Raw genomic sequence first — 13,898 nt, forward strand, 5'->3', positions numbered from 1 at the left:
GTATAATGAAAACCATGAATCGAGTATTTAGGTATGCCTTCTGGAAATTGAAGGGAACGAAGGTGTATGCCTTGGTCGGTAAAAGCGGGACCGGCAAAAGCTTTCGTTCCAAGTTGGTTGCCCAGAAATATCGTATAGATTTAATCATAGATGATGGACTGCTCATCCGTGGCGACCGCATCCTTGCAGGCAAATCCGCCAAGCGGGAGGAGAACGTCCTTTCGGCTGTTCGTACCGCTGTATTTGACGATGTGGACCACCAAAGGCAGGTCAACGAAGCTTTGGCCAAGGAAAAGTACCATAAGGTGCTGATCATCGGAACCAGTGAAAAAATGGTGTATAAAATTGCTTCCCGGCTCAACCTTCCCCAGCCCGAGAAGCTGTTTCGCATCGAGGATATCGCCACCAAGGAACAGATTGAGACGGCAATGCGCATCCGCTATTCCGAAGGCAAGCATGTCATCCCGGTACCTTCCATTGAAATCACACGCAATTATCCACAGATAGTGTACGATTCAATGCGTGTCTTCTTGAACAAGAAAAGCCATCGTGTTCCGTTCAAGCGAAGAAATGTCAGCTTTGAGAAAACCATTGTAAGGCCGGAATTTTCCAAGTACAGCAAAACAACGGTCAGTGAAGCCGCCCTTACCCAGATGGTTGCCCATTGCCTGGATGAGTTCGATTCGCAAATCAAGGTCAAGCGGGTACAGGTCCAGGTCAAACCGGAAGGCTATGCTCTGACTGTCAAGCTCAGGGTGCCGATGCAACATCAAATCTCCACCACCTTGGGCGAACTGCAGGAGTACATCGCCGACAGTTTGGAGAAATACGGAAGCATTTTCGTCGCCAGTGTCAACATCGAAATCGAGGAGTGGGGCTAGAGATCATGCACCTCGGCGCTGGTCAGTGCTGTGGTCTGCTCTGAAGGTACTTGCACGCCTGTTGCGACCAATGGATTCTTCTTCGGTCCACGCTTTCGGGCTCTTCGCTTTTTCGCCCCTTCAGCCGATACCTCGGGCCGCACCTTGCGCTGTGCTGCAGAAGCAGGGGTCCTTCTACCGGGAATTCGATTTGCAGGACGCTGGACCCGAACGCAGTTTCGGGGGGTCTTGAAGCCGCGCTCACACAGCAAACGCTCGCTGGCAAGCTCGATATCGTAATTGGAGGGGGTCATGGGACTGATCAACACCTTGATCTGCCTGAACGTCTCCTTGAAGCGTTGCTCTGATGTCATTTGCTCATCAGTGAAGACAATCAGGGGATCGACAAGCGCCTTGATCATATCAGCTTGTTGTACTTCAGGTCCCTTGCCTTGTTTGGAGAGCAACACTTGCTTGTCCATCTCCCTCAGGCTCGATTGCACCTGGGGATAACTGCTGTAGATTGAGAAGGCCGGAAGCATGAAAACCAGAAGCTTGTACCGTTTCAATTCATTGAAAATTTCGCAGCTGTGACCGCTTGAAAGAATTTTGTTTACTTCTTCGGTCAGTCTGCTCGTTGAGACCCTGGATAGTTCATTGGAGTATTTACGAATTGCCATCTTGATGCTCCAACGCAAGGAGAACCCGGTGGTGACCGAATATTTGATGGCCCTGATCATCCGTACCGGATCTTCGGTGAAGGACTCATCGAGATCGATGATGGAACTGATCCGCTTTTTCTTGAAATCCTCCATGGCATGGTTGAAATCAAGCAATTGTCCACTGGTGGGATCGTAATAGAAACTGTTGATGGAGAAATCCCGGCGCTTTGCATCCTGGTCGATGGAACCGAACACATTGTTGTTCCCGTCCATCGCTTCCTCGCCGCTTCGGAAGGTGGAAACCTCTAGAACCTTATCCTTGAAAACCAAGTGAACCAGCTTGAAGCGCTTTCCTATGATTCTGGCGTTCCAGAACATCCTTTGGATCTGCCTCGGTGATGCACTGGTGGCAATATCAAAGTCCTTCGGGGTGGTTCCAAGCAACATATCCCGAACCGCACCCCCGACCAAATACGCCTCTGCGCCGCTGGCTTGCAGTTTTTTGATGGCCCAGAGGGCATCCTTGTCCAACAGGTTGGCTTGGATCTTATGTTCAGCTTGCGTGTAGATGTTGGCAACAGGCAGAGTCTTTCCTTGTTCGTCTTGTTTGTATCGTATCAGCATATCGCTCTCAAATGAAGTTGTATGGAGTGGAAAGAACCGCGTATTGCAGAGAACAAGCGATTCATTATACACTCTTTGTACACCATCCACTCTAAAAACACAACAGGAGCATGAGTCAATGAGTAATAAAACAAAGGAAGGGAGCATCATTGAACCAAGGGTTCTGAAAGGTTTCCGAGACTTCCTGCCTGCCATGGAAATCCCCAAAAAAGCAATCATCGGCAAGTTGGAAACCCATTTCTCCTCCTATGGTTTTGTTCCCATCGATACTCCGGTGCTCGAATATACCGAAGTGCTGCTCGGCAAAGGCGGTGGTGAGACGGACAAGCAGATTTTCCATTTCAAGGATAACGGGGAGCGAGATGTCGCCCTTCGTTTCGACCTTACCGTACCGTTTGCCCGTTTCCTGGCTCAACACCAAAGTGAACTTGCACTGCCCTTCAAGCGGTTTCACATCGACAAGGTGTGGCGCGGCGAAAACCCCCAGAAAGGACGATACCGGGAGTTCACCCAGTGTGACTTTGATATTGTAGGTGTCGATAATGCCGAGGCCGACTTTGAGATTCTCAGCATGATGGACAGTTCTTTCGCGGTCATGGGAATCGAGGACTATCAGTTCTGCATCGCCCACAGGGGTCTGTTCAATGCCTTTCTGGCACACTTGGACATCGCTGACAAGTCCATCGAAATACTGAGGACGGTCGACAAGCTCAGGAAAATCGGCAAGGATGAAGTGGCTCTGCAACTTGCCAGGATTACCGGCAGCACTGACAAAGCGAACCGGATTCTCTCCTATATACATAAGGAAGATGAGAGCGAAAGTTTTTTGGACACACTTGACCGGTTGAGTGCGCTCGCAGGACACGAAGAGGTCCACACAAAACGAATGAGAACCATTTATGCCTATCTGAAAGCTGCCGGCATAGCCGGTCACTTCGTATTCGACCCCTCCATCACCCGGGGTCTCGACTACTACACGGGCATCGTCTACGAAACGTTCCTCACCCGGCTGCCGCATTTCGGTTCGGTATGCAGCGGGGGAAGGTACAACGACCTGGCAAGCCTCTATACCAAGGAAAAGCTGCCTGGAGTAGGCTCCTCAATCGGGCTCGACCGTCTTCTGGCCGCCTTGGAAGAACTGGACAGCCCCATCGTACAGTCGACCAGCTCTGCCGATGCAGCCATCTTGAATACCGATGCGGCTTCATTCGCCTATTACGACCAGCTTGCCAGAAACCTCAGGAAGGCAGGCGTTCGAGTCTGTGTCTATCTCGCAGACAAAAAGCTGGCAGCCCAATACAAGTGGGCTGAGAACAATGCCATACCCTACGCCATTCTTGTAAGCAAGGAAGAGGAAGAGCAGAATCGGTTTACCTTGAAAAACCTGGTGAGCCGGGAAAATCATCCAAATCTGACACTACAAGAGGCGTTACCCATACTACAAAGGAATTAATTTGAAAGACATGAAACATTTGCCGGTGTATCTGCATCGGCAGGAAATTCTTGATGGACTTGCAGAAAACCAAGTCATCATTGTTGAAAGTCCAACCGGAAGCGGAAAGACTACGCAAATCCCCCTGATCCTCCATGAAGCCGGCTATGCAGACCAACTGCAGGTAGGCATTACGCAACCCAGACGCATTGCAACACTCAGCGTCAGTGATTTCATCAGACGGCAAGTCGGCAAGGATGATGGGTTTGTCGGATACAAGATGCGGTTTGAGGATACTACAAATTCCAATACCCGCATCAAGGTGATGACCGACGGCATCCTGCTCATGGAGCTGAAGGCCGACCCACTGCTTCGCTCCTATTCGGTAATTTTGGTTGATGAGGCCCATGAGCGCTCACTGAACATCGACTTCATCCTTGGTCTTTTGAAGGATGTCATGGCTCAACGAAAAGAGTTCAAGGTCATCATCAGCAGCGCCACCATCAACACCAAGGTGTTCAGCGAGTTCTTTGACAACGCCCCGATTGTCAGCATCGATGCCCGCATCTATCCTGTCCAGGTCATCTACAAGCCCTTGGAACGGGAGACGCTCGATTATCAGATTGAAGCGGTCACCTCCATCGTCATGACTGAAGCCAAACGGCATTCGGGCGATATATTGGTGTTCATGAGCGGCGAGTTCGACATCACCACCTGCGTCAATGCCTTGTACATGGCCGATCCCGACCATTTGCTCGAAATCTATCCACTGTTTGGACGATTGAGCAAAGAGGAACAGGAAGCGGTCTTCAACGAGACGGGACCGGGAAAAACCAAGGTCGTTGTGGCTACCAATATTGCTGAAACCTCAGTCACCATCGACGGCATCACAACCGTCATCGACTGCGGGATTGCAAAAATCAATTTTTACAACCAAAAGGATTTCACCTCCTCCCTGGTTCCCCTTCCCACCAGCCGCTCCAGTTGTGAGCAACGCAAAGGACGGGCGGGCCGTACGGGTCCCGGTGTCTGCTACCGCCTCTACAGCGAAGAGGATTACCAAAGCCGCCTGCCCTATGGGACCGAAGAAATCCTGCGCACCGACCTCAGCGAAGTAGTGCTGAGGATGAGCGACCTGTCCATCTACGATTATGAGCATTTCCCCTTCATCACCCGTCCCAAGCACAGCGCCATCGCCAGCGCCGAGGATACCCTGCGTTTCATCGGGGCGATCGATGAGTACCGCCGTCTCACCTCCATCGGGTCCTTGATGTGCCGCTTCCCCCTGCTGCCCCGTCACTCACGGGTCATCGTCGAAGCAATGATGAATCATCCCGATGTTCTTGAGGAAGTATTGATAGCGGTTTCCTTTCTCTCCACCAAGACTCCGTTCCTGTTGATTCCCGGCGAGGAAGAACTCAGCCGCGCCGCCCACAAGCGTTTCAACAATACCGAATACGGAGACTTTGTCTCCTATCTGAACCTCTACCGACAGTACATTGCAAATTCAGGCAAGGAGGCAAAGCAAAAGTTTTGCAAGCGCAACTATCTTGATTTCCAAGGCATGCAGGAAATAGTCCATGTCAATGAACAACTTGGGGAAATTTGTTCCGATATCGGATTTCCCCTTTCCAGCGGCGGTACAGTACGCGAATACCTGTGTTGCATCGCCAGCGGCTTGATGCAGTATGTGTGCATCAAGGCAAAAGGCAATATGTACAAGAGCCTGACGGCCGACCAAGTCTTCATCCACCCAGGCAGTGCCTACTTCAAAACACTTCCACAATTCATCATCGCCGGAGAAATCGTTCAAACGAGCCGCCTGTATGCACGCGGTGTAAGCCCGCTTGAGAAGGCATGGCTGGATGATATTTCGGTTGAACTCTACCCACGGCTCACGGCCCTGGCTAAAGGCGAGAAGCCTTCGCGCAAGGAAGAGAGGGAGGAGAAGAAAGGAAAAGTCGAGGAGAAGGGAAAAGCAACGATCACCGTCTACAAGCGTACCTATCCGACGTTGGTCATCGGCAAGAAGAAACAAAAACTTGTTGCCATCATCCCCCTCGAAGACCTTGCCTATCTGGTACAGGCCAACGAGAAGGCCCCCAAGCGACCCAAGAACTTCCCAGCCGCACTTCTTCACCAAGGATTCTATATCCACTATGGAGATAAATTCTTTTCTATATTGGAATTACATGGTAAGTTGAAAGTCGGGCAAGGCATTCTCGACAATCCACCTTCCGGTGTCTATACCATCGCCGATGCAGCGACACTGGTAGACAACCTGATGTGGCTGCTCGCTTTCACCAAGAGCAAAAAGGAGCGGAAGCAACTGCATTTCGTAGCTCTGGAGGAGAGTGGAAACGGCAATTACCGATTTACCGCAGTCGATGATTGTTTTGATGCTTTGGACACATCACTGTTCACCCTGCTCCAGTTGGCCGATGCGTTGGAGGCAGCGGGCCAAAAGCAGCTGGCCAAGCAGGTTGACAAAGTCTATGGATCAATGTTGAAGTTGGTAGAATGAAAATGAACTAGAAAATCGGCTTTGCTATGACGAGATGCTGGATCAACGGCATCTCAAGCGCCCTGAGCACACCCTTTCCCTGACCTTGCAAGAGGACAAAGAGAACTTTGCCGCCCACTTTTTTCTTGTCCTTGAGCAAATGGTCGCGGAACTCAATCCAATCACCGCGGCCGATGCGATGCTCGATATCATAGCCGTAGCTCTTGAATAGCTTGGTCGCACCACCAGCGTAGGCTTTATCAGTCACCTGCAGCACGACTCCGGCTTCCAAAGCACGGCAGGTTCCCCATGCCACGGCAGCACCATGACTCCAGCTGCCGAAGTGGGACGAGGATTCCAAAGCATGGGCGAAGGTATGGCCCAGGTTGAGCATCTGCCTGATGCCTTTTATCTCGGTGGGATCCTGTTCGATATACCACTTTTTCACATCCAGGGAGAGCTCCACCAGATTTGCCAAGGTCTTGGACTCCCGGCTGAGGATTTCATTCTTTTTCACGAGAAGGAACTTGTACAGCTCCTCATCCTGGCTGAGCAGGGCATGCTTGATGACCTCGGCAAGCCCGTTGAGAAACTCCTTGTCACTGAGAGTCCTGAGCGTATCGATGCAGATGAGAACCTCACCGGCTGGATAAAACGAGCCGACCATGTTTTTCATACCGCGGAAATCGACTGCCGTCTTGCCACCTACGGCGGCGTCCACCATGGCAAGCAAGGTGGTGGGAACCAGCGTCAGCCTGCAACCCCGCATATAGACCGATGCTGCAAAGGCGGAAAGATCGCAGACCACTCCCCCGCCGAACCCGATGATCCGTCCGTCACGTGCCAGCCCCTCATCCAGGGATGTCGAAAGGATGCGTTCAAGCGACCCGAAGTGCTTCGAACTCTCACCGCTCTCCAGCACTACATGGGCGGGAGGAAGCTGTTTGAACAATTTGGCTGTATTGGTATCGTACACCCACATGACCGAGCGGCCGTAGCCGCCAAGATGGTTGGCCAGGTCCTTCAAATCATCGGCAAGCAAAATATCCGTGGTTTTTCCTTGGTCGAGCACGGCTGTCATCAATTTCTTCATACTCATGTTATACCCTGGAGACAGGGAAGAAGACAAGAACCATACGAGAAGCCGTGCTTGCAAAAATCCTTGCATTGTCGCACAATGTGGGCCATGCGCGAGATACGATATTTTGACAATGCAGCCACCACCAGTATGAGCCGGTCAGCGCTTGATGCTTATACGAAGGCGGTTGTGCAGTATAGAGGCAATCCATCATCCCTTCATCAGGAAGGAAGAGATGCAAAAGCATTTCTTGAGCAAACCAGGGCCGATCTTGCCGGCCTGCTTGGCGTAGATCCGCTCTCTCTCACCTTCACCAGTGGAGCGACCGAATCCAATGCCATCATCCTAAACAGTCTTATTTGGAAGGAACGAAAGGGTCAGGTCATCCTCAGCGGCATCGAACACCCCTCGGTATCGGAATATGCCAGGCTGCTGAAACAACTTGGCTGGAAGGTGACAACGCTTGCCGCACCCAATGGCTTTGTCCAGAAAGAAGATTTGCAGAAAGCCTTGAGCAGTGAAACCCGGCTGGTCTGTATCATGCTGGTAAACAATGTCGTAGGCACGATTCAGGACGTCGGTGGTTTGGTGGAGGTTGTCCGAGCCTTCGAAAGCGAGCACAACAACCGAAAAATACATGTCCATTCCGATGCGACGCAGGCTCTCGGGAAAATCAGGTTCGACCTGCAAGCCATGGGAATTGACAGTGCCTCCTTCAGTGCCCATAAACTTCATGGTCCCCGCGGTGTAGGCTTGCTGTACAATACCAACGCAGGCATTGAAAGCCTTAGCCGCGGTGGATTACAGGAACGAGGCCTGAGGCCGGGAACCGAGAATATCGGCGGCATCGCAGCAATGCACCAGGCTGTCAAGGATGCTTTTCACAGCCTCGAGGAGAATTACAAGCATGTATCCGGCCTGAATGCATTTTTGCGTGACAAGCTCTCGGCTCTGCCCATCTTCAGCCCGTCGGAGCATTGTAGTCCCTACATCCTTGCACTGGCTCACCCGAAACTTCCCAGTGAAGTATTCACCCGCTTGTTGTTCGACCAGGGCCTCTGCGTTTCCAGCGGCTCAGCCTGTTCGAACAATGCCAAACAAAAATCCCAGAGTGTCCTGACAGCCATGGCTTTTTCAGCACAGCTTGCAAAGAACAGCATCCGCATCTCACTATCCAAGGATACTACAGCCGAGGATGTTGAAATCTTGGCACAGGCTGTCACACAACTCATCTTGGAGCATGCATGAACGACTCTACCCTGTATTTGGTACGATTGGGAGAAATATCCCTCAAAGGTTTGAACCGTGATTTTTTCGAGAAACGGCTCAAGAACAACATCAAGAGCAAGCTCAAGGGATACCGTACTCAGGTCTCCAAGCAGAAAGGCCGAATTTTCTTTGAGATAGAGAACGGCTGTCCACGGGACACCATTGAAATGGCCTTCAGCACAACCTTCGGGGTTGTCGGCTATTCACGCTGCCTCCGATGTGCAAAGGACATCGAGGCCATCAAGGAAGCAGCACGGGTTCTGATGCAGGATGAACCCTTCTCCAAGGGAGTGGGTACCTTCAAGTCGATCACCAAGCGAGCCGACAAGAACTTCGAGTTGAACAGTTACCAGATAGACTGCATCCTCGGCGAGGTGGTTCATAGCGAGCACCCCAAACTGACTGTCGATGTAAAGAATCCCGATATGACCATCAATTGCGAGATCCGGGACAAGGCGTACCTCTTCACCTCCGCCAAAAGCGGACCCGGCGGGCTTCCTGTCACCACCGCAGGCAAGGGCATGCTGCTGCTCTCAGGAGGAATCGACAGTCCGGTCGCAGCCTATCGCATGGCCCAACGCGGGTTGAAAATGGAGTGCATCTACTTCCATGCCTATCCCTACACCAGCGAACTTGCCTTGGAGAAGGTTAAGACCTTGGCCTCATTGATCGCCCCGTATCTGCAAGGAACACGGTTGCACGTAGTCCACTTCACGGAGGCGCAGCTTTGGATCAAGCAGCACAGCCTGGAGGAAGAAACAACCTTGATGTTCAGGGCCGCCATGATGCACGTAGCCAATGCCATTTCCAAGAAGCAGGAGGGAATGTGCATCGTAACCGGGGAGGCACTCAGCCAGGTGGCCAGCCAAACGCTGGAGAGCATGGTTTTCACCGACAGCATGAGCGAACAGCTGGTACTCCGTCCTTTGGTCGGCATGGACAAGCAGGAGATCATGAACCTTGCAAAACAGATTGGAACCTATGAGACTTCCATCCTTCCCTATGAGGATTGTTGCGTGATATTCAGTCCAAAACACCCACTCGTACGGCCTGATAAAGAGCTGATGACACAGCACTACCGGCAAATGGGGATCGAAGCTTTGCTTGAAGAGGCAATTGATGCTGTGCAGGTATTTGACTATGGACCGGACGGACAACCTCGTAGCTAGACATTTTTACCAACACTGTCTAAATACAGATCGGGTTCACTGTACCATTTCCTGATAATTACGTAAGGTTTGTGTATTCGGAGGCTTCTCAGTGAAAATTGGCTTGGATGTTGGCTCCACAACCATGAAATGCGTAGTACTTGATGAACAGTTGCGTGTTGTTCATCAAGAGTATCGTAGACACTACTCTCAGATTCCCCAAACCGCTGTCCAGATGCTTACGCCCCTGCTCCAAAACCTTGGCGACAGGCAGGTATGCTTCTCGCTCTCCGGCTCTGCCGGCATGGGGCTTTCCCAACAATTGCACCTGCCGTTTGTGCAGGAAGTATACGCCACCCGCATTGCCATCCAGCACTATCTTCCTTCCACCGATGTGGTCATTGAACTTGGAGGCGAGGATGCCAAAATCCTGTTTCTGGGAAAGAACATGGAAGTGAGGATGAATGGGACCTGTGCCGGAGGCACCGGATCATTCATCGACCAGATGGCCAGCCTGCTCAACATAGATCAAGACCAGATGGATGATCTTGCGAAGCAGGCCAAGCAGAGCTATACCATTGCTTCACGATGCGGTGTTTTTGCAAAAAGCGACGTCCAGCCGCTCATCAACCAAGGAGCTGAAAAGGCCGACATCGCCCTTTCAGTTCTTCAATCGGTGGTCAACCAAACCATAGCAGGCCTTGCACAAGGTCGTCCGATCACCGGTCAGGTGGTATATCTGGGCGGCCCTCTGACATTCCTCTCCTCCTTGCGCAAAGCCTTCGACCAAACCTTGCACCTTGAGGGAATTTGTCCCGAAAACTCCCTGTATTTCGTAGCTCTGGGGACGGCGTTGTCCAAGGGCGATGAGACCATCACCCTCTCGGATTTGGTGTATCAGCTTGAGCACTATCATACACAAAAGGCATTCACCTCCATCCCTCCCCTCTTCGAAACCGAAGAACAGTTGGAGGAGTTCCAAAGGCGCCATCAGAGGGCGAAGCTGCCGAAGGCTGATGCCCTCAACTACAAAGGGCAAGCCTTCCTCGGTGTCGACGCAGGCTCCACCACCGTGAAGGCCTGCATCATCGACACCCAAGGAAGGCTCCTCTACAGCCGCTACCAGCTGAACAATGGCAATCCAGTGCAGGCGGTAAAGGAGTTCCTCACCAATTTTCTTACCTCCTATCCGGATATCCACCTCGTAAAGGCATGTTCAACCGGGTATGGGGAGCTTCTGGTAAAAAATGCATTCAACTTCGAGTATTCGTTGGTTGAGACAATGGCCCATTATAAAAGCGCCAAAACGTTTCTTCGGGAAGTGGACTTCATCATTGACATCGGCGGTCAGGACATCAAGTGTTTCAAAATCGAAGACGGTGTCATCGACGATATTTTCCTCAATGAAGCGTGCTCGTCCGGATGCGGCTCGTTTCTGCAGACGTTCTCCAATGCACTGGGCTATTCGCCACAGGAGGCGGCCGAGCTTGCCCTGAAGGCACAGAATCCTGTCGACTTGGGCAGCCGCTGCACGGTGTTCATGAACAGTTCGGTCAAACAGGCGCAAAAGGACGGGGCCAGTGTTGCAGACATTTTCGCAGGTCTTGCAATCAGTGTGGTGAAGAACGCCCTGTACAAGGTTGTACGGTCAACCGACCCGTCCCTGCTCGGCAGGCACATCGTTGTGCAGGGAGGAACCTTTCTCAACGATGCGGTATTGCGTTCGTTCGAAATGGAACTGGGAAGCGAAGTCATCCGCATCGAGGAAGCCGGTCTGATGGGAGCCTATGGCTGTGCACTGCATGCCATGGAGCAGCACAAAAAAGACCATAAGAGTACAACCACCCTCTCTCTTGCACAACTCTCCAGCTTCTCCCACCGAACCCGTACGGTACACTGTAAAGGGTGTACCAATGCCTGTCTGTTGACCATCAACAGTTTCGACGGGGATCGAAAGCTTGTCAGCGGAAACAAGTGCGACCGCATCGTACAACCTGAAACCTTTGTCAGCAATCCTGAAAGACTCAATCTGTATGCTTACAAGCAACAATACCTGGCTGATTTGAAGAGCGGCAGAAATGAGCGGGGACGCATCGGCATCCCTCTGCAACTCTCCTTTTATGAGCAACTGCCCTTCTGGCATGCCTGCCTGTCCAGCCTTGGCTTCGAGGTTGTCGTATCCGAGCCCTCCACCCGGGATACATACCTGAAAGGCCAATCGACAATCAGCAGCGATACCATCTGTTATCCAGCGAAGCTGATGCATGGACATGTCCAGCAGCTCATCGAGGCCGGTGTTGACGCCATTTTCTATCCTTGCTCCAGTTACAACCTGAATGAGGAGAAAGGGGACAACCACTTCAACTGTCCGGTGGTTGCCTATTACCCCGAAGTACTCAAGCACAACATGCCTTCACTGCTCGAACACAAGGTGTTGTTCATAAGCGACTACATAAGCCTTGCCGATGAACGATTCGCACCATCACGGCTCTATGAAATACTCTCCAAGCACTACAATCTTGGCAAGGGGGAAGTCAAGCTGGCATGCAAACGGGGCTACGAGGCCCTGAGGACCTACCAGCAGGCGGTAAGAAACCAGGCAACCATCATTGTAGAGGAGGCCAGGAAACGTGCTTGGCCGATCATGGTGCTTGCAGGGCGCCCCTACCACGTCGATGGTGAAGTCAATCACGGCATCGACAGTCTGTTGCTTCAATGCGGCTGTGCCGTCCTCAGCGAGGATGGGATCAGCCATTTGGTGCCGAAGGAAAAGCGGACCGTCCTCAACCAATGGACTTATCATGCAAGAATGTACGATGCCGCACGGTATGTGACCACACAACCTGACATGCAGATCATCCAGCTGGTCTCCTTCGGTTGCGGCCTCGATGCAGTGACCAGTGATGAGATCCGCGACATTCTCAGACAGACCGACAAGATTTACACCCAGATAAAAATCGATGAGATTGCAAACCTCGGGGCAGTGAAAATTCGGATCCGCAGTCTGCTCGCTGCAATCGGGGAGGCAAGCGGCACATGAGCACCGTATTTACAAAAGCGATGAAGAAGGACTATACCATTCTCATTCCCAATATGTCGCCGGTTCACTTCAAGATCGCCAAAGAGGTGTTTGCCAATCACGGCTACAACGTTGTGCTGCTGGAGAACCAGGGTCCCAATGTCATCCGTGAAGGGCTCAGGTATGTACACAATGATATCTGTTATCCCGCCCAACTCGTCATCGGACAACTCATCGATGCGTTGAAACACGGGAATTTCGACACCAACAAAGTTGCTTTGGTCATCACCCAGACAGGAGGAGGCTGCAGGGCCAGCAATTATCTATTTTTGCTGCGCAAAGCCCTCGAGAAGTGCCATCTCGGGCATATTCCCGTAATCAGTCTCAATCTCAAGGGGCTGGAGAAGAATCCCGGATTCAAGCTGACCTTCTTCATGCTGCTGCAGGCATACAGTGCTTTCATCTACGGAGACCTGCTTATGGCCTTGTCAAACCAAGTGAGGCCGTATGAAGTGAACAAGGGTGAAGCCGATGCCCTGGTCGCCACCTGGACACGGTATCTGAGTGATCGGTTCGCCAACAACAGGGGCTACATCGGATGGGCCATGAAACGAAACCTCAATGAGATATGCAGGCAGTTTGCAGCAATCGAGGTAAGAAAAGAAGAGAAGATCAAAGTCGGCATCGTCGGTGAAATCTATATGAAATACTCTCCGCTGGGCAACAACAACCTGCAGGCATACCTGGAACAGCAGGGCTGCGAAGTCATGGTTCCTTCCATGATGGGTTTCCTCTACTACGGGGCCGATAATGCAATCACGGACAAGGCTTATTATGGAGGACGCAGGATCAGCAGCATCGTCACCCAGCTCATACTCAAGCAATTGTTCAAGGTAGAGACCATGGTACGAGAAGCAATGGCGAAAACCGGAAAGTTCACCGTTCCCATTCCCTATACGGAAATGAAGAAACTCACCGAAGGATTGATCGACTATGGTGTAAAAATGGGTGAAGGCTGGCTGCTTACCGCTGAAATGCTCGATTTGGTACATGCCGGATATACAAATATCGTCTGCACCCAGCCATTTGGCTGCCTGCCCAATCATATTAGTGCGAAAGGCATGATCAGGGCTGTTACCGAACGGGCCCCCGAAGCAAACATTGTTCCCATCGATTACGATCCTTCTGCAACGCATGTAAACCAGGAAAACCGCATTAAATTGATGCTTTCCATAGCAAGAGAGAATCTCGATTCGGAGAAGAACGGAAAATAAAGATATCTCCTACTATTCTACTTTTATTT

General features: G+C 51.6%; 9 protein-coding genes. 7 read left to right on the forward strand and 2 right to left on the reverse strand.

From position 1 onward, the window contains the following. The first annotated feature begins 5 nt into the window (after positions 1 to 5). On the forward strand, positions 6 to 881 hold the full coding sequence (locus B3K89_RS11600; protein ID WP_293893635.1) for an ATP-binding protein: 876 nt from the start codon (positions 6 to 8) through the stop codon (positions 879 to 881). Here the strand turns inward: B3K89_RS11600 and B3K89_RS11605 are convergent. Continuing rightward, positions 878 to 2,146: a poly(A) polymerase gene (locus tag B3K89_RS11605; RefSeq protein WP_293893632.1), complete on the reverse strand. Its 1,269-nt coding sequence runs from the start codon at positions 2,144 to 2,146 to the stop codon at positions 878 to 880. The genes B3K89_RS11600 and B3K89_RS11605 overlap by 4 nt on opposite strands. 118 nt (positions 2,147 to 2,264) lie before the next feature. Here B3K89_RS11605 and hisS point away from each other — a divergent pair, with 118 nt between their 5' ends. Both hisS and B3K89_RS11615 read left to right on the forward strand, forming a co-directional pair. Beyond that, positions 2,265 to 3,599 carry a histidine--tRNA ligase gene (hisS, locus tag B3K89_RS11610; RefSeq protein ID WP_293893629.1) on the forward strand — a complete coding sequence of 445 codons (1,335 nt, stop codon included), beginning with the start codon at positions 2,265 to 2,267 and terminating at the stop codon, positions 3,597 to 3,599. Between the two features lie 10 nt (positions 3,600 to 3,609). Beyond that, positions 3,610 to 6,102: a helicase-related protein gene (locus tag B3K89_RS11615; RefSeq protein ID WP_293893626.1), complete on the forward strand. Its 2,493-nt coding sequence runs from the start codon at positions 3,610 to 3,612 to the stop codon at positions 6,100 to 6,102. Between the two features lie 7 nt (positions 6,103 to 6,109). Here B3K89_RS11615 and B3K89_RS11620 read toward each other — a convergent pair whose 3' ends face one another. Beyond that, entirely contained in the window at positions 6,110 to 7,174 is a 1,065-nt protein-coding gene (locus B3K89_RS11620) for a 3-dehydroquinate synthase (RefSeq protein ID WP_293893623.1), read from the reverse strand. A 93-nt stretch (positions 7,175 to 7,267) separates the two neighbouring features. Between B3K89_RS11620 and B3K89_RS11625 the strand changes: the two genes are divergently transcribed. From B3K89_RS11625 to B3K89_RS11640, 4 genes are all read left to right on the forward strand, one after another. Next, on the forward strand, positions 7,268 to 8,407 hold the full coding sequence (locus tag B3K89_RS11625) for a cysteine desulfurase family protein (RefSeq protein ID WP_293893620.1): 1,140 nt from the start codon (positions 7,268 to 7,270) through the stop codon (positions 8,405 to 8,407). Next, on the forward strand, positions 8,404 to 9,597 hold the full coding sequence (thiI, locus tag B3K89_RS11630; RefSeq protein WP_293893617.1) for a tRNA uracil 4-sulfurtransferase ThiI: 1,194 nt from the start codon (positions 8,404 to 8,406) through the stop codon (positions 9,595 to 9,597). The genes B3K89_RS11625 and thiI overlap by 4 nt, the downstream gene beginning before the upstream one ends. Before the next feature lie 91 nt (positions 9,598 to 9,688). Then, positions 9,689 to 12,616, forward strand: coding sequence for an acyl-CoA dehydratase activase-related protein (locus B3K89_RS11635; protein WP_293893614.1), 2,928 nt, complete (start codon positions 9,689 to 9,691; stop codon positions 12,614 to 12,616). Continuing rightward, a complete protein-coding gene (locus B3K89_RS11640) occupies positions 12,613 to 13,869 on the forward strand; it encodes a 2-hydroxyacyl-CoA dehydratase (protein WP_293893612.1) in 1,257 nt (418 codons plus the stop codon). The genes B3K89_RS11635 and B3K89_RS11640 overlap by 4 nt, the downstream gene beginning before the upstream one ends. Positions 13,870 to 13,898 lie beyond the last annotated feature (29 nt).

It is taken from the genome of Sphaerochaeta sp. UBA5849 (assembly GCA_002432715.1).
Lineage (GTDB): Bacteria > Spirochaetota > Spirochaetia > Sphaerochaetales > Sphaerochaetaceae > Sphaerochaeta.